The organism is Nocardia sp. NBC_00403 (genome assembly GCF_036046055.1).
Taxonomy (GTDB): domain Bacteria; phylum Actinomycetota; class Actinomycetes; order Mycobacteriales; family Mycobacteriaceae; genus Nocardia.
Map to the genome: position 1 here is coordinate 80,071 of NZ_CP107939.1, position 22,666 is coordinate 102,736.

The 22,666-nt window shown below is 68.9% G+C and carries 1 protein-coding gene (cut by a window edge); it reads right to left on the minus strand.

Annotation, left to right across the window (positions count from 1 at the left end; translation table 11 throughout):
• A protein-coding gene (locus tag OHQ90_RS00180; RefSeq protein WP_328406513.1) for a non-ribosomal peptide synthase/polyketide synthase crosses the window boundary here: on the minus strand, nt 1–22,666 show its 3' portion. The gene runs 2,591 nt beyond the window's last position; only the last 22,666 of its 25,257 coding nucleotides appear in the window; the start codon falls outside the window, past its right edge; it ends in the stop codon at nt 1–3.

Sequence of the window (22,666 nt, forward strand, 5' to 3'; positions counted from 1 at the left end):
TCACGCACGGTCCACATCGGCCAAGACCGTGGTCAGCACATGGCCGATACGGGCAAGGGCGGACCCGGAAGTCATGCGCCAGTGCGAGGACTGGACGGCATGGTTGTGCACGGTGCCGTCGATGGCGTCCGACCAGCTCGCGGCGCCGGTGGCGCCGGTCGGGTCATCGAGTGCCGCGGTGAAATAGACGAGATTGCCCTTGTAGGGGCGCGGGCGGTAACGGGTGATGAGCTGCAGTGAGCGGGTGCCCGCGTCCAGTACCCGGCCGAGCCGCTCGGCGCCGAAGGAGGCGAACGGTTCCGGCAACTCGGCGATGCGCTGTGCGAGCCGGGTGCGGTCGAGTTCGGTGTCGGCGTCGTCGGCCTGTTCGCCGAGCAGGCCACCGAGCAGATCGGCCAGCGGCACCGTCGCCGACTCGTCCACCGCGATGTTCAGCGAGCTGTCCATCATGGCGAGCAAGGCGACATGCTGGCCCTGATCCTGCAAGTGGATCGCCACCGCGTGCGCGAGCACACCGCCGAGCGACCAGCCGAGCAGGTGGTAAGGGCCTTCCGGTTGGACGGCCCGGATTTCTCGTGCGTAGCGCAGCGCCCAGTCCTCGATCGAATCCGGCAGGGCAGCATCCGAACTCAGCACCGGCGACTGGATGCCGTAGATGCCACGCTCGGGATCGATATACGCGGCGAGCCCCGCGAAAGACCATGCGACGCCACCGACCGGATGCAGGCAGAACAGCGGCTCGCGGGCACCGTCCGGCCGCAGCGGCAGCAGCACGTCGAACGCCGCGTGTGCCTCGACTCGGCCGCGGCCGGACCGGTGCGCGACAAGCTGCGCGACCACACCCGCCGGTGTCGGGGCGGCGAACAGCCAGACCACCGGGATCTCTTCGACGATCGCGGCACTGAGCTGGGCGGCGAGCCTGGTGGCGAGCAGCGAGTTGCCGCCGTGTTCGAAGAAGTTGTCATCGAGCCCGATTCGCCCGGCATCGAGCACCTCGGCGAAGACCGCGCAGACGGTCTGCTCCAGTTCGGTGGTCGGCGCCCGGAATTCGCGGGTACTCGTCTCCGGTCGCGGCAGAGCCGCGCGGTCGACCTTGCCGTTCGCGTTCAGCGGCAAGGCGTCGAGCTGCCGCAGCATCGCCGGGACCATATAGCTGGGCAGCACATCGGTCAGCGCCGAGCGCAGCGCGTCCTGCTCGAGCTGCTCGGTCGCGGTGAAATACCCGATCAGCATCGCGTTCGCGCCGCCGGTGCGCTCGGCGACGACGACGGCCTCGGACACCGTGCGTTGCGAGCGCAGCGCGTGTTCGATCTCGGCGAGCTCGATGCGGTAGCCGCGGACCTTCACCTGGAAGTCGCGGCGTTCGACGTACTCGAGGTTGCCGTCCGCGCCCCAGCACACGATGTCGCCGGTGCGGTACAGGCGCGTCCCTGATGTGCCGAACGGGTTGGCAACGAACCGTTCCGCGGTCAGCTCCGGCCGGCCGTGATACCCCCTGGCCAGCTGCGCCCCGCCGAGGTACAGCTCGCCGGTGACGCCGGCCGGAACCGGATGCATCCGGTCGTCGAGGACATAGACCTGGTTACCCGACTCCGGGGTGCCGATCGGCGCCACCGCGTGCCTGGTGCAGGCACCGGCCCGGAATCGAGTGACCGAGACCGCCGCTTCGGTGGGGCCGTACAGGTTGTCGATCCGGGCACTGGTGAGCGCACCGACGCGATCGACGGTCGCGGTCGGCAATGCCTCGCCGATGACGAGCAGCCTGCGCAGGGCGCGCGGCAGGCGGCGGACACCGGACGCCTCGGCCACCATGGCGAGCAGCGAAGGTACCAGCGTCACCGTGGTCACCGATGCGCGTCGAATCAGATCCACCAGCGCGACCGGATCACGCTGGACACCCTGCGGCGCGAGCACTACCCGGGCTCCGGTGCGCGGGGCCCACCAGAATTCCCACACCGAGAGGTCGAACGCCGCCGAGGTCATCAGCAAGCTCACGTCGTCGGTGTCCAGGCGGTACTCCGACTGCATCCAGTCCAGTTGGTGTGCGACGGCCGCGTGCGGCACCGCAACACCCTTGGGGGTACCGGTCGAGCCGGAGGTGAAGATGACATAGGCGGTGTTCGATGGCGTGAGTGCCGCCACCCGCTCCTCGGCGCGCACCGGGCCCGCATCCGCCACCGCGTCGGCGATCGAGATATCCAGCACCACATCGTGTTGCGCCACCGCTTCCGGCAACATCGGCGCTCCGGTGGCGGTCAGCACCAACGCGGGGTTGGCGGCGGCCAGCACGCCCACGGTGCGTTCCAGCGGATGCGCGGGGTCGAGCGGCACGTATGCGCCGCCCGCGGCCACCACCGCATACATCGCGACCATCAGGTCGACGCTGCGCGGGATGGCGAGAGCCACCAGCGCTTCCGGGCCGATACCGCGTGCGATGAGGACGCGCGCCAGCCGGTGCACCCGAGCGCTGAACTCCGCGTAGGTCAGGGTGGTGTCGTCGTCGATGACAGCCACCGCGTCCGGCGTCCGTGCCACCTGCGTGTCGAACGCGGTGACCAGAGTGGCCGGTGCGAATGTCCGGTCGGCCCGGTTCCAGGTCACGATCATGCGCTCGTGTTCGGTGGTGTCGAGCAGCGCGAGATCACCGACCGGCACGTGCGGCGCGGCGCACACCGCGGTCAGCAGCCGTTGCAGACGTCCGGCGAAGCCCGCGACCGTGGACTCCTCGAACAGCGCCGTCACGTAGGTGATCGAGGCGGACATGCCCGCTGGATCGCCGTCCGTGTCGTATCGATCGGTCACCACCAGGTGCAGGTCGAACTGTGAGACCTCGTAGTCGAAATCGGCCGCGGTGGCGGTCGATCCGTCCAGTGCGAAGTCCGCCTCGGTCTGGTTGTGGAAGGAGAAGCCGACTTGGAACAGCGGATGCCGCGCGGTCGAGCGCTCCGGATTCAGCACCTCGACCAGACGCTCGAACGGCACGTCCGCGTGGGAGAAGGCCGCCACATCCCCGGTGCGAACCTGATCGAGCAGCTCGGTGAATCCCGCGGCTGCACCCACCTGGGTGCGCAGCACCAGGGTGTTCACGAACATGCCGACCACATCGTCGAGCGCGGCCTCGCCGCGGCCCGCGATCGGGGTGCCCAGCGCGATGTCCTGCGTTCCCGACAGGCGTGCGAGCAGGACCGCGAACGCGGCGTGCACCACCATGAACAGCGTCGCGCCGGACGCGCGGCCCAGCTCCGTCAGGCGGGCGTGCGCCTGCGCGTCGATCGCGAAATCCACATGCCTGCCGCGGGTGGAGGCGATGGCCGGTCGCGGCCGGTCGGTCGGCAGGGCAAGCTGGGCGGGCAGTTCGGCGAGTGTTTCGGTCCAAAACCGGAGTTGCCGGGAGACCAGCGAGTCGGGATCGTCCTCGGAGCCGAGCAGGCGCCGTTGCCACACGCTGTAATCCGCGTACTGCACCGGAAGCGGCGCCCACGCGGGAACGCTGCCCTGCTTGCGCGCGGCGTAGGCGATCATGACGTCGCGGGCCAGCGGCACCAGTGACGAACCGTCGGCGGCAATGTGATGCACAACCACTACGAGCACGTGCTCGTCGGCCGTTGCCGCCTCGGCAGCGACGGGAACGAACAGTCGGGCCCGCACCGGCACCGACTCGGTGACGTCGAAGCTGTCGCCGATGAAATCGGTTACCGCGGCGACGAGGTCGTCGAGGGAAATCCGGATCGGTGCGAGCGTGGGCACGCCCGCCTGCTCGATCGGCAGCACCACCTGCACCGGGCCGGAATCGCGCTGCGGGTAGACGGTGCGCAGCACCTCGTGGCGTGCCACCACATCGGTGATCGCCGCGTTCAAGGCGGTGACATCGAGAGCGCCGGTCAGCCGCACCGCCAACGGAATGTTGTAGGCGGTGGATTGGCGGTCCAGGCGGTTGAGGAACCACATGCGCTGCTGCGCGAGCGACAGCGGGACCGGATCCGTTCCGGTGCGCCTGGTCAGTGCCGGACGTGCCGGTGCTGCGGCCGGATCGGTGGCGGCAAGGGCGGCGGCCATGGCGTGCACCGTTGGGTGCTCGAAGACCATCCTGACCCCGACCGTCAGATCCAGGCGGTTGCCGAGCCGAGCGGCCAGTTGTGTGGCGATCAGCGAATTGCCGCCGAGCGCGAAGAAGTCGTCGTCGGCACCGACCGCATGCGCCCGGTCGAGGCCGAGCACATCCGCGATGGTCTCGGCGACTGCGTGCTCGAAGGCGGTCTCCGGTGCGCGGTAGGCGGCGGTGTTCGCCTGCACGGTCCGGAAATCGGGTTCCGGCAATGCTTTTCGATCCAGCTTGCCGGTGGGGGTCAGCGGCATGTGGTCGAGCACCATGATGGCGGCGGGCACCATGTAGGCCGTCAGTGCGCGTCCGGCGAAGGTGGCGAGCTCCGCGGTGTCGATCGTGGCGTGCGCGGCGGCGACCACGTAGGCGACCAGCGACACGTTTCCCGCGTGGTCGGTGTGGCCGATGGTCACCGCGTATTCGACGGTGTCGTGCGCGGCGAGCACGGTGTCGATCTCACCGAGCTCGATGCGCAGGCCGCGCACCTTGACCTGGTGATCGGCGCGTCCCACGTAGTCGATCGCACCCCCGGTGGTCCAGCGAACCAGATCGCCGGTTCGGTACAACCGTCCGCCTGCGGGGCCGTAGGGGTCGGCGATGAAGCGGTCTGCCGACAGTGCGGGCCGCACATGGTAGCCACGGGCGAGGCCTGGTCCGCGCAGGTACAGCTCACCGGTGACCCCGACCGGGACCGGTTGCAGTCCGGTGTCGAGCACCACCGCCGACATGCCGTGAATCGGCGTGCCGATGTCGAACGGATCGCCGGGACGGATCCGTTCGCTGATATTAGTGATGACCGTGGTTTCGGTCGGGCCGTAGGTGTTGAAGAAGGCACGCGTGGTTCCCCAGCGCTGCACCACATCCGGGCTGTAGGACTCGCCACCGACGGTCATATGCGTGAGCTCGGGCAGCCGCGCCGCGTCGAGGGTTTGCAACACGGCCGGCGTGATGAACGCATGGGTCACGTGTTGGTCGCGGATGAGCGCGGTCAGTTCGGCGCCACCGTAGACACCGGACGGTGCGACCACCATCGCCGCGCCGGCGGGCAGCGCGAGCAACAGTTCGAGCATCGAGGCGTCGAAGCTCGGCGAGGTGACGTGCAGTGTCCTGGATGCCGAGGTGATCGCGTACCGATCATGCTGGGCACGTGCGATACCGGCGAGGCCCGCGTGCGTGGCCAGCACACCCTTGGGGACGCCGGTCGAGCCGGAGGTGTAGATCATCCACGCGGGGTTGTCGATCCGCACCGGGCGGACCAGTTCGTCCGCACCGATCGGCCCGGCGCTCGTGTGCCGGATCCGCGCCGCGACAGCGGGCGCGTCCAGCATCAGCCATTCGGCGCCGCCGGGCAGCCCCGGCCGGCTCGCGGTGGTCGTCAGTCCGACCGCCGCACCGGAATCCGACAGCATGTGCGCGATCCGATCGGCCGGGTAGGTCGGATCGACCGGAACGAAGGCGGCGCCGGTCTTGGCCACTGCCCATACCGCGAGCACCGACTCGGCCGAACGCGCAATGGCCACGGCGACGAAGTCTTCTGCGCCGATGCCGTGACCGATGAGCATTCTGGCCAACCGCGACGACTGCTCGTCCAAGGCTCGATAGGTCAGCTCCCTGTCGGTCGCGATCAGTGCGGTGGCATCGGGATTCATGGCGACGGCCGCGACCATCAGCTCGGCGAGGGTCTGCGCCCGCACCGGGTCGGCGCCCCGCCTGCCGAGCAGTTCGGCGCGTTCGGCAGGAGCGAGCAGGTCGGCCGCACTGATCGCGGTATCGGGATTCGCGGTGAGCGCGCCGAGGAGGCGGCCGAATCGGCGCAGCAGCGTGGCGGCGGTGTCCGCGTCGAACAGGTCCGTGGCGTAATTCAGCTCGACCGCGAGGTGACCGTCGGCATCCGGCTCGGCGGCGACGGTGAACTGCAGATCGAATCGCGCCACCGACTCGTCGAATTCGACCGGCGTCAGGTCGAGGCCGGGCACCGAGACGGTGCCGGTCCCGGTGTCGGCGTAGCTGAGCGCGACGGTGAAAAGCGGATGGCGCGCCTGCGAGCGCTCGACGCCGAGTTCGTCGACGACTCGCTCGAACGGAACCGTCGCGTGGGCGAAGGCCGCCAGATCGACCGTCCGCGTCTGCGTGAGCAGTTCGGTGAACGACAGATTGTGGTCCGGGCGGGTGCGCAGCACCAGGGTGTTGACGAACATGCCGACCAGATCGTCGAGCGCGGCCGCACCGCGCCCGGCAACCGGTGTGCCGATGGCGATATCGGTGGATCCGGACAGTCGAGCGAGCAGCACCGCGAGGGCGGCGTGCACGACCATGAACGAGGTCGCATTGTGCTGTCTCGCCAGCTCGTGCACGCGAGCGCCGATACCGCCACCGATCCGTGCGCGCATGTTCGCGCCACGCTTGGCGGCGACGGCAGGCCGCGGCCGGTCGGTGGGCAGCGCGAGCTCTTCGGGCAATTCGCGCAGGGTTTCACGCCAGTACGCGAGCTGCGGTGCGGCCACCGAATCCAGCGACTGCGTCTGCCACAGCGCGTAGTCGGCGTACTGCGCGACGAGTGCGGGCCAGGTCGGTGCGGTGTCGAGCAGTCGGGACAGGTAGGCCGACACCAAGTCCCGCAGCAGGGGATTCATCGAATAGCCGTCTGCGGCAATGTGGTGCAGCACGGCGACGAGCACGTGACTGGATTCGTGCTCGCGCAGCAGCACCGCGCGCACCGGCACCTCGGTGCTGACATCGAAGCCGGTACCGATGAATTCGGCGATGCGCTCCTCGACCGACCGCAGCTCGCCGGTGTCGATGACCAGCCGTACCGGTGCCGGATCGGCGGGCAGGATCACCTGGTGGCCGGTGCCGGTGGCATCCACCGGATACATCGTGCGCAGCACCTCGTGCCGCGTGACCACATCGGCGAACGCGGCGCACAGGGCGACTTCGTCGAGTTCGCCCCGGATGCGCACGGCGACCGGAATGTTGTGCACGGCCGACGCCGGGTCGAGGCGGTTGAGGAACCACATGCCACGCTGCACCGGCGCGAGAGGAACGAGCTCGGGGCGCGGTCCGGCGATCAGCGGCACTACCTGTTCGGCCGCGGCCGCTTCGGCGGCGAGTCCGGCGGCCAGCGCCCGCACGGTCGGCGTCTCGAACAGCAGCCGCACCGGAACCCGCCGACCGAGCCGCTCGCCGAGCCGAGCGAGTACTCGGGTGGCGATCAGCGAATTGCCACCGAGGTCGAAGAAGCTGTCGTCGGCACCGACGGGCGAGGACCCGAGCACCGCCTCGAATGCCGCGGCGACCAGACGCTCGGCCGGGGTGACCGGCGCGCGATAGGCGGTCCGGTCGAACACCGGTTCCGGCAGGGCGTTTCGATCGAGTTTGCCGGAAGTATTGAGCGGGAAGGCATCCAGCACCACGACCGCCGAGGGCACCATGTAGGACGGCAACGCGTCGGACGCGGCGCGCAATACTCGGCTCTCGACATCGCCTGCTCCGATTTCACCCAGCGCGATCACGTACACAACCAGGCGATCGCCGACGACCCCGGCGGCGGCCTGGCCGACACCCGGCACAGCGGCCACGACGGATTCGATCTCGCCCAGTTCGATGCGCTGCCCGCGGAACTTCACCTGGAAGTCGGTGCGGCCCAAGTACACCAATTCGGCGGTGGTCGCGCCGGTTTCCCAGCGAACCAGATCGCCGGTGCGGTACATGCGCTCGCCGGGCACGCCGAAGGGGTTGGCGACGAACCGGTCCGAGGTCAGCTCGGGCCTGCCGTGGTAGCCGCGGGCGAGCTGGGTGCCCGCCAGGTAGAGCTCTCCCGCGACACCGGGCAGCGCCGGGCGCAGGCGCGAATCCAGCACGTAGACCCGGCTGTTCCATTCCGGATTGCCGATCGGCATGACGGTGCGATCGATTTCGCCGGTGACGTCGCGGTGGGTGATGCTCACCGCCGCCTCGGTGGGACCGTACAGATTGTGCAGCCGGGCCCTGCTGACCGCGCCGAAGGCACGGACGGTTTCGGCGGGCAATGCCTCACCGATGACGAACACCGTGCGCAGCGTCGCGAGCGCGGCGGCGTCGGTGTGCCCCGCGAAAACGCTCAGCATCGACGGAACGAAATCGGTGACGGTGACGCCGCGCTCGGCAATGACCTCGGTCAGATAACCCGGATCGCGGTGGCCCTCCGGGGTGGCCAGGACCAGGGTCGCCCCGATCCGTAGCGGCAGGAAGTACCCCCACAGCGAGACGTCGAAGGTGGTCGCCGTCTTCTGGAGGTACACATCCTGTGCGGTCAGCTCGTACTCCGACTGCATCCAGGTCATCTGGTTGACGATCGCGGCATGCGAGACGCTGACGCCCTTGGGCTTACCGGTCGACCCGGAGGTGAAGAGAACATAAGCGGGGTGGTGCGGGTGGAGGGCGGCGGTCCGCTCGTCGGCCGCGATCGGGTCGTCGGCGTAGCCGTTCAGGTCCACCGAGTCGACGCAGATCGTCGGACCCCAGTAGCCGAAGTCGGATCGATCGGCTTCGGTGGTGAGCAGTGCGGCAGGCTGTGCGGTATCGAGAATGTGCGCAATGCGTCGGCTCGGATGATCCGGATCGATCGGGACGTAGGCGCCGCCGGCCTCGAGCACCGCATACATCGCGACCACCAGGTCGATCGAGCGCCGAATAGCCAGCGCCACCAGCGATTCCGGGCCGACTCCCCCGGCGATCAAGCACCGGGCGAGCTGGTTGGTCCGACGGTCCAATTCGCCGTAGGTGATAGTCGCACCGGCGCTGCCGTTCTCGGCCGCGAATACCAGCGCCGTGGCGTCCGGGGTGGCCGAGGCCTGCGCCTCGAACTCGTCGAGCAGTAGTTCCGCAATGAACGCGGTGTGCGACGAGTCGTTCCACCGGTGCACCACCCGGTCCCATTCGCCGGACTCGAACAGGTCGATATCGCCGACCACCTGCTCGGGGTCGGCGACCACCGCCGCCAGCAGGCGGGTGAATCTGGCGCCGAAGGTGACGATCGTCGACTCGTCGAAAAGATCTGTCGCATAAGTGAATCGGAACGCGTCGTCGGCGACGGTCAGCTGCAGGTCGAATCGGGTCGTCGTGTACTCGACGTCGTGCTCGGCGAGGGTCACCCCGGCCGGCTCGACCGCGACCGGCGCGAGGTTCTGGAAGAATAACGCGACCTGGAACAACGGATGGCGCGCTTCGGAGCGGGGTGGGTCGAGCACCTCGACCAGTCGCTCGAACGGCACCTCGGCGTGCGCGAAGGCATCCAGGTCGCCCTCCCGCACCCGCCGCAGCACGGCGGCGAAGGTGTCCGAACCGGGCACCTCGGCGCGCAGCACCAGGGTATTGACGAACATGCCCACCAGATCGTCGAGTGCGGCAGCGCCGCGGCCCGCGATCGGTGCACCGATGGCGATGTCTTCCCCGCCCGACAACCTGGCGAGCAGCGTGGCGAGCGCGGCATGCACCACCATGAACGGGCTGACATCGTATCGCCGTGCGATGGCGGCGATCCCGTCTCGAAGCGCCGCGTCGAGAGCGAGGGTGGCGGCCGCCGCGGCATGGGTGGCGATCGCCGGACGCGGCCGGTCGGCAGGTAGATCGAGCTGTGCGGGCAGCCCACGCAGGGTCTGCTGCCAGTACCGCAATTGTGCCGCGGCCAGCGATTCCGGGTCGTCCTCGGCTCCGAGCAGCTCGCGCTGCCAGAGCGCGTAATCGGCGTACTGCACGTCGAGTTCGGTCCAGGCCGGCGCGCCGCCGGTGGCGCGCGCCGCATAGGCGGTGGCGATATCGCGAGCCAGCGGGCCCATCGAAAAGCCGTCGGCCGCGATGTGATGCACCACGAGCGCGAGCATGTGTTCGCGCTCGGACAGTCGGGCCAGGCCGACACGCAGCGGCACCGCCGCGGTGACGTCGAACGGTGCTGCCACCAGATCCACCAGCGCGGCAGCCACATTCGCCGGATCGAGCGCCACGATCGGCGGTGTGTGCGTGCGGTCCAGGATCTGCTGGAACCCGGTGCCGTCGTTATCCGGGTAGACGGTGCGCAGCGTTTCGTGCCTGCCGACCACGTCGGCGAGCGCGGCGGCCAGTGCGCCGGTGTCGAGGTCACCGGTCAGCCGGATGGCGACCGGGATGTTGTTGACCGTCTCGTCCGGGTCGAAACGGTTGAGGAACCACATGCGCTGCTGCGCGAGCGACAGCGGCACCAGCTCGGGCCGTGGCCGCGCAGCGAGCTTCGGACGGCGGCTGGTGCCTGCCAGCCGGGCCGCCCGGGCGGCGAGCCCCGCCACGGTCGGTGTCTCGAACAACAGCCGGACCGGGATGTCCGCGTCCACCGCGGCGCCGAGCCGCGCGGCCACCTGGGTGGCGATCAGCGAGTTGCCGCCGAGTGCGAAGAAATCGTCTTCCGCGCCGAGCTTTTCGATGCCGAGCAGCTCGCCGATGATGCCCGCGACCGTGTGCTCGGCATCGGTCTCCGGTGCGCGATAGGCCGCCGTCCGAAACTCCGGCGCGGGCAGCGCCGCGCGGTCGAGTTTGCCGGAAGCGTTGAGCGGGAGAGTATCCAGCACGACGAACGCCGACGGCACCATGTAGGCGGGCAGCACGGCGTTCAGCTCGGCTCGCACGCCGTCGGTGTCGACTGCCGCCTGCGTCGCGATCAGATACGCGACCAGCTGGTCGCCGAGCCGGTCGTCGGTACGCACCACTACGACGGCTTGTCCGATGGCAGCCATGGCGGTCAGCGCGGCCTCGATCTCGCCGAGTTCGATGCGCAGGCCACGCAGCTTCACCTGGAAGTCGGTGCGGCCCAGGTATTCCAGTTCGCCTGCTGCGGTCCACTGCGCCAGGTCACCGGTGCGGTACATCCGCTCGCCTGCGCCGAACGGACTGGCCACGAACCGATCCGCGGTCAGCTCCGCGCGGGCCACATACCCCTGTGCCAGTTGCGTGCCCGCCAGGTAAAGCTCGCCCACGACGCCGACGGGCACCGGGCGCAGCCGCGAATCCAGCACGTACACCCGGGTGTTGGACACCGGTCGCCCGATCGGCACCGACACCACGTCGGCGTCGGTGACCTCGTGGTAGGTCACATCGACGGCGGCTTCGGTCGGACCGTAGAGATTGTGCAGGCGGGCTCCGGTCAGTGCACGCAACCGTTGCGCCGTCCCCGCGGGCAACGCTTCCCCGGAAGCGAACACCTGGCGCAGCGAAACACACTGCGCGGCAAGTTCATCCGTGACGAATACCGCAAGCATCGAGGGCACGAAATGCACGACGGTGACCCGCTCGGCAGACATCAGGCGGGCCAGATAGACCGGGTCGCGATGCCCCTCCGGGTGCGCGACGATCAACCGGGCGCCGACCTGCAACGGCCAGAAGAACTCCCACACCGACACGTCGAAGGTCGCAGGCGTCTTCTGCAAGACGACATCGTCAGCGGAGAGCCGGTATTCGGCCTGCATCCAGCGCAGCCGGTTGACGATCGCCGCGTGCGATACCGTGACGCCCTTCGGTCGACCGGTCGAGCCCGACGTGAAGATCACATAGGCGGGATGGCCAGGGGCCAATATCCCCACCCGATCCGCGTCGGTCAGCGACTCCGCCGAATAGGCAGCCAGGTCGAGACTGTCGATCCTGATCTGCCGCGCTCCCCCGATTTCCAGATCGACCCCTGCGGTCAGCACACAGACGGGTCGCGCGGTCGCGAGCACGTATTCGGTGCGCTCGGCCGGGTGATCCGGGTCGAGCGGAACGTAGGCACCGCCCGCGACCGTCACCGCGTACATGCCGATGACCAGGTCGATCGAACGCCGCATCCCCAGCGCCACCAGCGAATCCGGGCCGACCCCCTGCGCGACGAGGAACCGCGCCAATCGGTGCACGCTCGCCGCGAAGTCGGAGTAGGACAGACTCGTGCCCGCCTGGGTCACCGCGGGCGCGAACGGTGTCCGCACTACCTGAGCCTCGAACAGCGACACCAGCGTCGCCGTCGGGTCGAACTCGGTGGTCGTCGCGTTCCAGGATTCCAGGATGCGCACCCGCTCGCCGTCATCCAGCAGTTCGATGTCGCCGACCCGCACCGTCGAATCCCGAACTACGGTCTCCAGCACCCGCACGAAACGTGCAGCGAACGACCGGACCGTCACCTCATCGAACAGGTCCGTCGCATAACGCAATTCGGCACGCAGTGCCGTGCCGCCCGACGCCGCGACCTCTGTCAGCGCCAGCGACAACTCGAACTGGGCGATCGGATTGTCCAACTCGAACGCGGATACCTCCAGCCCCGGCAGCCGCAGCATCGTGTCGTCGCGGTGCTCGAAGGTGAGCAGTGTTTGGATGATCGGCGAATGCGCCCGCGAGCGCATCGGATTCAACTCCTCGACCAGACGCTCGAAGGGCAGATCGGCATTCGCGAAGGCACGGACATCGGTGTCGCGCACCTGCGCGAGCAACGCACCGAACGACGCGCCGGGAGACACCGCGGTGCGCAGCACCAGGGTGTTGACGAACATGCCGACCAGATCGTCGAGGGCTTCCTCGGCCCGGCCCGCGATGGGCGTGCCGATCGCGACATCATCGGTTGCTGCCAACCGCGCGAGCACGGTGGCGAAGGCGGCATGCACGACCATGAAGGTCGACACCCCGTGCCTGCGTGCGAGATCGGCAATCGCCGCGGTCATCTCGGCGGCGACCTCGAAGCCGACCGCAGCGCCGCGGCCGGAGGCGACCGGTGGCCGTGGCCTGTCGGTCGGCAGCTCGAGAACCGGTGCGAGCCCGTCGAGTTCGGTGCGCCAGTGCGCGATCTGGCGCGCCAGCGACGATTCCGGATCGGTGACCGAGCCCAATGCTTCGTGCTGCCACAGGGTGAAGTCCGCGTACTGAACAGGTAGCGGACGCCATTGCGGTTGCCCGCCCGCCGTGCGTGCGACGTAGGCGGCCATCAGGTCCCGGGCCAGCGGGCCGGTGGAGACACCGTCCGCGGCGATGTGGTGCACAACGACGACCAGCACGTGATCGTGCGGCCCGACCCGCAACAGCGTGGCCCGCACCGGCAGGCTGGTGCGCAGCTCGAATCCGAGCCCGACGGCCGCGACGACCGCGCTCGGCAGCTCGTCGGCGGTGACATCCATCTGGCGCAGCCGCAGACCGACCTCCGCCATGGGCGTGACCACCTGCGCAGGTCCTGCGCCGTCGTCCGGGAAGACCGTCCGCAGCGACTCGTGCCTGCCGATGACATCGAGCAGCGCGGCGCGCAGGGCGGCTACGTCCAGTGCGCCCGCGAGCCGGATGGTGATCGGGATGTTGTAGACCGCCGACTCCGGATCGAGCCGGTTGAGCAACCACATTCGGGTCTGGGCCTGCGACAGCGGGATTCGCGCCGGGCGCGCCGCGGCAACGAGCGGCGGCAGCGTCCGTTGCGGCGTCCGGGTCACCTGCACGGCCAGTTCCGCGACGGTCGGCGACTCGAATACCGCACGCACGTTCAGATCACAGCCCAGTGCGGCATTCGCGCGAGCGACGAGGCGCATGGCGAGCAGGGAATTGCCGCCGCGCGCGAAGAAGTCGTCGTCGGCGCCGATCGGCGCGTCATCGGCGACCCCGAGCAGGTCACCGATCAGCGCGGCAAGCACCGATTCGCACCCCTCGCGTGGCGCACGGAATACCGTGGCCGGACCGGTGAACTCGACGAGCGGCAGTGCCGCGCGGTCGAGCTTGCCCACCGTGGTCAGCGGCATCTCGTCCAGCACAACCAGGTGGGCGGGAACCATGTAGCCGGGCAGCCGGTCGCGCACAGCGGCGTGCACCGCGGCGGCCGGCAGCCCGGTGCCGGACACATAGCCCACCAGGCATTCGGTGCCCGCGGTGTCGGGGGCCAACAGCACCGCGGCGTTCGTGACACCCGCGGCCGCCAGCAACGCCGATTCGATCTCGCCGAGCTCGATTCGCTGACCGCGCAGCTTGACCTGGAAATCGTTGCGGCCCAGGTAGACCAGATCACCGTTCCGGTTCCAGCGCACCAGGTCGCCGGTGCGGTACATGCGAGCCCCTGGTACACCGAACGGGTCGGCGAGAAACCGCTCTGCGGTAGGTCCGGTGCGGCCTTCGTAGCCACGAGCCAACTGATCACCCGCCAGATACAGCTCACCTGTCACACCTGTCGACACCGGACGCAGCCGGGTGTCGAGCACGTAGGCGCGGGTGTTCCAGTTCGGTCGGCCGATGGCCAGATCGGGACCGCGGTCGGCGTCGGTGAATTCGTGGTAGATCGTCGAGATCGCGGCCTCGGTCGGACCGTAGGCGTTGTGCACGGCCCCGCCGACGTGCTCACGCAACGCGCTGAGCAGCTCCGACGGCAATGCCTCACCGCCGCAGTGCAAATGGCGGAACGAGCGCAGTGCGTCGCCGTGGCCTTCTGCGATCAGCGCGGCAAGCACCGAGGGCACGTGCTCGGCGATCGTGACGGCGTGTTCGCGCATCAGTCCGGCCAGATATTCCAGGTCGAGATGACCGTCGGGACGTGGAATCACCAGTGGCGCACCGACGGCGGTGGGCAGGAAGCATTCCCACACCGAAACGTCGAAGGTCAGCGGCGCCCGCTGCATGATCCGATCGGCGGCGGTGACCTCGTATCGGCTTTCCAGCCAGCGCAATTGGTTCATGATGGCGCGATGGCTGGTGGTCACGCCCTTGGGCAGACCGGTCGAGCCCGACGTGAACAGCACATAGGCGGCGTTGTCCGGTCGCAGCGGTGCGATGCGGTCGCTGCCGAGGATCGGGCCTGCGGCCAGGCTCGTGAGTTCCAGCTGATCGACCGCGGTCACCCGGACGCCGGGCAGCACGGGCAGCGTCGCTCCGCCCGCCGCAAGCACCAGCCGCGCACCTGCCGTAGCGAGGATGTGTGCGATCCGTTCGGCAGGATGATCGGGATCGACGGGTAGATACGCGCCGCCCGCCTGCACGATCGCGAACATCGCCACCACCATGTCGACGGACTTCCGCGCGGCGAGCCCGACGATCGTGTCCGGGCCGATCCCTTCCGAGATCAGCCGGCGGGCCAGCCGGTTCGACCTGGCAGCGAGTTCGCCGTAGGTCACGCAGACGCCCTCGAACAGCAGCGCGGCCGCATCGGGGCTCGCCGCGGCGCGGCGGTCGAGCAGGTCACCGAGCGTCTCGCGGGGCAGCCGGTGCACCGTGGCATTGCGGTCGGCGAGCAGCAGTCCGCGCTCGGCCACCGACATCAGCTCGACATCGCCGACCATCGTGCGAGCGTCGCGCACGACGGCGCGCAGCACCCGCTCGAAACCGGCCAGGAAACCGGCGGCAGTGTGTTCGTCGAACAAGTCGAGTGCGTAGTGCAGGTGCACGTCGATACCGTCGGCCGAGCCGTCGGTGTCGTAACGGTCGGTGAGCGTCCAGTCCAAGTCCACCTGGATCGGACCCGGACCCGCATCGATGGCGGCGATAGCGAGCCGGTTGAGCCGGAAGTCCGGCTTGGTCTGGTTCTGCAACGTCAGCGACACCTGGTACAGCGGCGCATGTGCCTGGGAGCGAACCGGATTCAGCACCTCGACCAACTGCTCGAACGGCACCGCCGCGTGATCGAATGCGGCGAGATCGGTGTCGCGGACGTGGGCGAGCAGCTCGGCGAGGCGCGCGTCGGGTCGAACGTCGGTGCGCAGCAGCAGCGTATTGACGAACATGCCGACGAGTTCGTCGAGCGCCTCGTCGCCGCGGCCTGCGACCGGCGCGCCGATCACCACCTCGGCGGTGCCTGCGAGGCGGGCGAGCAGCAGCGCGAGCGCGGCGTGCAGGACCATGAACGGCGAAACCCGGTGCGTCGTCGCCACATCCTGGATCGACTGGTGCAGTGCACGATCCAGTCGGCCGGTGATCGCGGCCCCTCGGTTGGTGGACACTGCCGGGCGCGGCCGATCCGACGGAAGGGTCAGCACCTCGGGCAGACCATCCAAACGCCGTGTCCAATAACGCAATTGGCGAGCCAGCACCGACGTCTCGTCGGCGCTACCGCCCAGCGCGGCACGCTGCCAGATCGCGAAATCCGCGTACTGCACCGGTAGTACACCCCAAGCGGGCGCGAGACCCGCACAGCGGGCCACATAGGCGGCGGCCAGGTCGCGGGTCAGCGGCGCGGCCGACCAGCCGTCGGTGGCGATGTGGTGCACCACGAACAGCAGGATGTGCACCTGCTGGTCGGCACGAACCGGCGTCTCGCCCGGCTCCTCGCCCAGGCGCAGCAACCGCACCCGCAGCGGCACCTCGGTGGTGACGTCGAAGCCGGTCTGCGCCACGGCTGTGACGATCCGTTCCAGCTCGGCAGGGGCAACCGGCTCCGGAGCCAGGTCGACCAGGCGGGTTCCGGCGGGCAGGATCAGCTGCGTGGCCGCGCCGTCGCGCTCCGGGTACAGGGTGCGCAGCGTTTCGTGCCTGCCGATCACGTCGGCGATCGCGGCTTGTAGCGCGGGCACGTTCAGCATGCCGGTCAGTCGCAGCGCGAACGGGATGTTGTAGCCGCCGCAACGGGTGTCGAATCGGTTGAGGAACCACATGCGCTGCTGGGCAATCGACAGCGGAATCGCTTCGTCGCGATCCTGCGCGACCAGCGGCGGCAGCGGCCGTTGTTCGACCTCTGCCGCCGCGATCCTGCGGGCGAGATCGCGCACGGTCGGCGCGTCGAAGACCGCGCGCACCGGGACCTGCGTAGCGAGTGCTTTGGTCAGCCGCGCGGCCAGTTGCGTGGCGATGAGCGAGTTTCCGCCGAGCGCGAAGAAGTCGTCGTCCGCACCCACCCGATCGGCACCGAGCAGTGCGGCGAACGTCGCTGCCACGATGGATTCGGTGTCGCCGGTGGGCGCGCGGAACTCGACCGCGGCCGGCACCGGTTCGGGCAATGCCTTGCGGTCCAGCTTGCCGACGGGAGTCAGCGGAAGCTGCGCGAGCACCACGATGGCCGCGGGCACCATGTGCGACGGCAGCGTGCGTGCGGCGAAAGCGGTGAGTTCGGCCGGATCCGGCGAGCGGCCCTGCGCGGGCAGCACATAGGAGACGAGAATCGTTGCGCCGGAGGCATGCTCGCGCCCCATCGTGGTCGCGAACTCGATATCCGGGTGTCCGGTGAGCACCGCGTCGATCTCACCGAGCTCGATGCGGAACCCGCGGATCTTCACCTGGAAATCCGAGCGTCCGACGTAATCGAGCTCCCCGTCCAACCAGCGCACCACATCACCGGTGCGGTACATCCGGGCGCCGGGCGCGCCCCAGGGATTGGCCACGAACCGATCCGCGGACAGCCCGGCGCGATGGCGATAGCCGCGCGCCAAAGCGCCACCAGCCAAATACAATTCACCTGTCACACCCGGTGGCACCGGGTTGAGGCGGCCGTCGAGCACCAGCGCCGCCATGCCGTGCACCGGTGTGCCGATGGTGATGTGCCGCCCCGCCGTCAGCTGCGCGTAGGAGGAGATGATCGTGGTCTCGGTCGGGCCGTAGCCGTTGAGATACCGCCGGCCCGGCTGCCATTTGGCCAGCAGTTCCGGTGTCGTCACATCGCCGCCGACCGAGGCCGTCAACAGCTGCTGCTGACTGGCGGGGTCGACGGTGCCGAGCACCGCAGGCGTGATGATCGTGTGGGTCACGCCCTCCGCACGCAGCAACGCGCCGAGCTCCGCGCCGCCGATGATGCTCGACGGCACAATCACCAGCGTCGCGCCAACGGAGAAGGCGCACACCCATTCCAGCACCGACGGATCGAAACTGGGCGAGCAGATGTGCAGGAACCGGTGCTCGGATCCCAGCTGGTAGAGCCGGGTCGCGTGGTCGGTGAGACCACCGAGACCGGAATGCGTCACCGTGACGCCCTTGGGCATACCGGTCGAACCCGACGTGTAGATCACATACGCCGGGTGCTGCGTCCGCAGCGGCGTCACGCGATCGGCATCGGTCACGGGCGCGGCGGACTTCGCCGCGCACAGCGCAATCGTCGAGGGCGCGTCGAGGACGAGCCAGGCCACGTCGTCGGGCAGGGCGTCGACGTGGCCGGAACCGGTGATGCCGAGCACCGCGGCGGAGTCGGTCACCATGTACCGCACCCGATCCACCGGATAGGTCGGATCGACCGGCACGTGCGCGCCACCGGCCTTGGCGACGGCGAGCACCGCCGCCACCATCTCATACGATCGCGGGAATGACACCGCGACAAGGCTTTCCGGGCCGACACCACGATCGATGAGGACGCGGGCCAGCCGCGAGGAATAATCGTCGAGCTCGCCGTAGGTGATCGATCTGCCCTGGTATCGCACCGCGATCCGGCTCCTGCCGAATCGCACGCCTCGGGTGAGCAGATCGGGCAGCAGCGCGGTCGCCATCACCTCGTCGCCGGGCACCCGGGTCAGCGCGGCGTACTCGGACTCGGCCAGCAGCGGCAGATCACCGACGGCGGCATCGGGCCGGGCGACGATCTCGGTGAGCAGCCGGGTGAACCTTTGCGCGAATACCCGAACAGTGGCTTCGTCGAACAGATCCCGCGCATAGGAGAACTCGGCCAGCAACCCGGCTTCGGCATCGCGGATGGCCAGCGACAGATCGAACTTCGCGGCGTCGAATTCGATATCGACGGCCTCGACGAGCAACCCGGGCAGCTCGAACCGGCTCTCCGGCAGGTCCTCCGAGATCAACGCCACCTGGAACAGCGGGTGCCGTGCCGTCGAACGCTCCGGATTCAGCAGCTCGACCAGCCGCTCGAACGGCAGATCGGCGTGTGCGAACGCCTGCAGGTCGGCGTCTCGGGTTCGCTCCAGCAACGCCGTGAACGTCGCCTGTCCCGGCACCTGAGTGCGCAGCACGAGGGTGTTGACGAACATGCCGATCAGGTCGTCGAGTTCGGTGTCGCCGCGGCCGGCGATCGGGGTGCCGATCGCGATGTCTTCGGTGCCCGACATGCGTGCCAGGAAGACTGCGAGTGCGGTGTGCACGACCATGAAGAGGGTCGCCTGCTGCGCGCGGGCGATCCGCTGCAGACCCTGTCGCAACTCCTCGTCGATCGGAAACGCCAGCCGCCCACCGGCATACGACGGCATCGAGGGCCGCGGCCGGTCCGAGGGCAGATTCAGCTCCGCGGGCAGGCCGTCGAGGGTGCGGCGCCAGTATGCGGCCTGTGCCGAGATCAGACTGTCCGGATCGGATTCCGCGCCGAGCGCCTCGCGCTGCCAGATGCTGTAGTCCGCGTACTGCACCGGCAGCGGCGCCCACGCCGGCGCGACCCGTGCGGCACGCGCCGCGTAGGCCGCCATCACGTCTCGCGTGAGCGGCCCCATGGACCACCCATCCGCGCTGATGTGGTGCGCGACGAGCACCAGGACGTACTCCGGATCGGCGTCGAGGCCGGGGCCGAGGATCCGGAACAGTTCGGCCCGTAGTGGGACCTCGCTGGTCACATCGAACCCGCCGGACACCTCCGCGGCGATGCGCGCAGCGAGCGATTCGGCCTCCACCGGAATGGGGGTCAGGTCGACAACCATCTCGTCGAGGGTCAGCACCAGCTGGTAGGCGACGCCATCCTGCTCCGGATACACCGTGCGCAGTGCCTCGTGCCTGCCGATCACATCGGTGACGGCCTGCTGCAACGCGGCGATATCCAGATCGCCGGTCAACCGGACCGCGACCGGGATGTTGTGCACCGCCGAGGTGGTGTCGAAGCGGTTGAGAAACCACATTCGCTGCTGCGCCGGCGACAACGGAATCAACTCGGGACGCTGCCCGGGCACCAGTTGACGACGCGGCGCACCGGTCGTGCTCAGTTCGCTCACCGTAGCCGCGAAGCCCGCCACGGTGGACGCTTCGAAGAGCGCGCGAACCGGTATCCGGGTACCGACGGCTTTCCCTGCCCGTGCGGTGACCTGGGTGGCGTCCAGCGAGCTGCCGCCGAGTGCGAAGAAGTCGTCGTCCAACCCCACCCGCTCGACCCGAAGCACTTCGGCGAACACCGCGGCCACCAGGCGCTGCGTGGTATTACTCGGCGCTCGAAAACGGGTGGGCTGCAAGACCGGAAGCGGTAGCGCACCGCGGTTCAGCTTGCCGCTGGTGTTGAGCGGGAACTCGGCCAGCTCGACGAGTGCGGTGGGCACCATGTATCCGGGCAGCTTCCGTGCCAGCGCCGCCTGCACCACGCCGAGGTCGAGCTCGCTGCCCGACGTGCGAACCACATACCCCGCGAGGTAGTCACCGGTGTCGGCACTGATCAAACGCGCCGCGGCCCGACTCACCCCGGGCACCGCGAGCAAGGCGGTCTCGATGTCGGCGAGCTCGATGCGCTGACCGCGGAATTTCACCTGGAAGTCGACGCGACCGAGGTAGACGAGCTCGCCATCCCGGCTCCACCGCACCAGGTCGCCGGTGCGATACATCCGCTCACCACAGCGGCCGAATGGATTCGCGACAAAGCGATCGGCGGTCAGATCCACCCGCCCGTGATAGCCGCGCGCCAGCTGGTCGCCCGCCAGATACAGCTCACCGGGCACCCCGATCGGCACCGGGTGCAGTCGCGAATCCAGCACGTAGACCTGGGAATTCCACTCCGGTTCACCGATCGGCACCAGCGGGGCGTCGTCGGTGGTCACCTCGCGGGCGGTGATCGATACGGCGGCCTCGGTCGGACCGTACAGGTTGTGCAAAGCGGCGGCGCACACCGCGTGGAAGGCGGCGATGGTCTCGGCCGCCAGCGCCTCGCCGATGACGAAAACCTCACGCAGCGAGGCGAGTTCACCGGGCTCGGCGTGGCCCGCGAATACCGAAAGCATGGACGGCACGAAGTCGGTCAGCGTAACCCGTTGGTGGGCAATAGTTTCCGCGATGTAACGCGGATCGCGATGCCCGTCCACGGTGGCGAGCAGCAGGGTCGCGCCCGCGCGCAGCGGCAGGAAGTAGCCCCACAGCGATACATCGAAGGTGGTCGCGGTCTTCTGCAGGTACACATCGCCGGTGCGGATGCGGTATTCGTCGTGCATCCAGGCCAGCTGGTTCGCGATGGCACTGTGCTCGATGGCCACGCCTTTCGGCCTGCCGGTCGAGCCGGAGGTGAAGATGACGTAGGCCGGGTGCTCGGGACGCAGCGTAGCGAGCCGTTCCCGGTCGCCGATCTTGGCGACCGAGTAGCCGGACAGCTCGAGCTCATCGAGGTGGATCAGATCAACGGCGGCCGCATCGGGCAGCGCGAAGCCGGTCGAGCGCATGGTGAGCACGACGTGTGGCCGTGCGGTGTCGAGAATGTGCCGAATTCGTTCGGCAGGGTGATCGGGGTCCACCGGTACGTAGGCCCCGCCCGCCCGCAGCACCGCGTACATGGCCACGACGAGCTCGATCGAGCGTGGCAGCGCGAGCACCACCAGCGTCTCCGGACCGACGCCGGTCTCGATCAGCAGCCGGGCCAGTCCGTTGGCGCGCTCGGAGAGCTCGGTGTAGGTCAGCTCCGTCGTAGCACTCACCAGCGCAACCGCATTCGGGGTACGCCGAACCTGGTTGTCGAACCCCTCGTGCAGGAACCGGTCGGCCACCTTGTGCCCGCTGGCATTCCAGCTCGCGGTGACATAGTCGAGTTCGCCCGCGTCCAGGAGTTCGATATCGCCGACCGGAATATCCGGCGTCGCGACGACAGCACGCAACAACCGCAGGAACTTCACACCGAACTCGCGGACGGTGGCGGGGTCGAACAGGTCGGTGGCGTAGGTGAATTCGGCGCGGTACCCAGCGTCGGCCGCACCGGTGTCGGAGATGGTCAACTGCAGATCGAACTTGGCGAACCCGGGATCGAAGTCGACGATGTCCGCGGCCAGGCCCGGCACGGTCAGTGCGATCGGACCGATGTTCTGCATGAACAGCGCGACCTGGAACAGCGGGTGCCTGGCCTGGGATCGGGCCGGATCGACCACCTCGACCAGGCGCTCGAAGGGGATGTCGCTGTGCGCGAAGGCACGCAGGTCGCGGTCACGGGCGTGGGTGACGAGGTCGGCGAAGGACGCCGCACCGCGCACCTCGGTGCGCAGCACCAGAGTGTTGACGAACATGCCGACGAGGTCGTCGAGTGCGCGGTCACCACGACCGGCGACCGGGGTTCCAACCGCTATGTCGGAGGTGCCGGAGAGCCTGGCGAGCAGCGCGGCCAGCGCGGCGTGCAGCACCATGAACGGCGTGGCACGGCACCGTGCGGCGATCGCGTCGACCTCAGCCCGCAGTGCGGCATCGATGGCGATCTCGTGCGTCGCGCCGCGGTAGGAGGCGGTCGCGGGGCGGGGACGATCGGCTGGTAGATCCAGTTGGGCCGGTAGTTCGGCTAGTTCGGCGGCCCAGAAGTCGAGCTGGCGTGCGGCCGTGGATTCGGGGTCCGCTTCATCCCCGAGCACCTGCTGCTGCCACAGCGCGTAGTCCGCGTACTGCACCGTCAGCGGAGCCCAGTCCGGCCCGCGTCCGCTGCTACGGGCGGAATATGCGGTGATCAGGTCACGCGTCAACGGCCCCATCGAGACACCGTCGGCGGCGATGTGG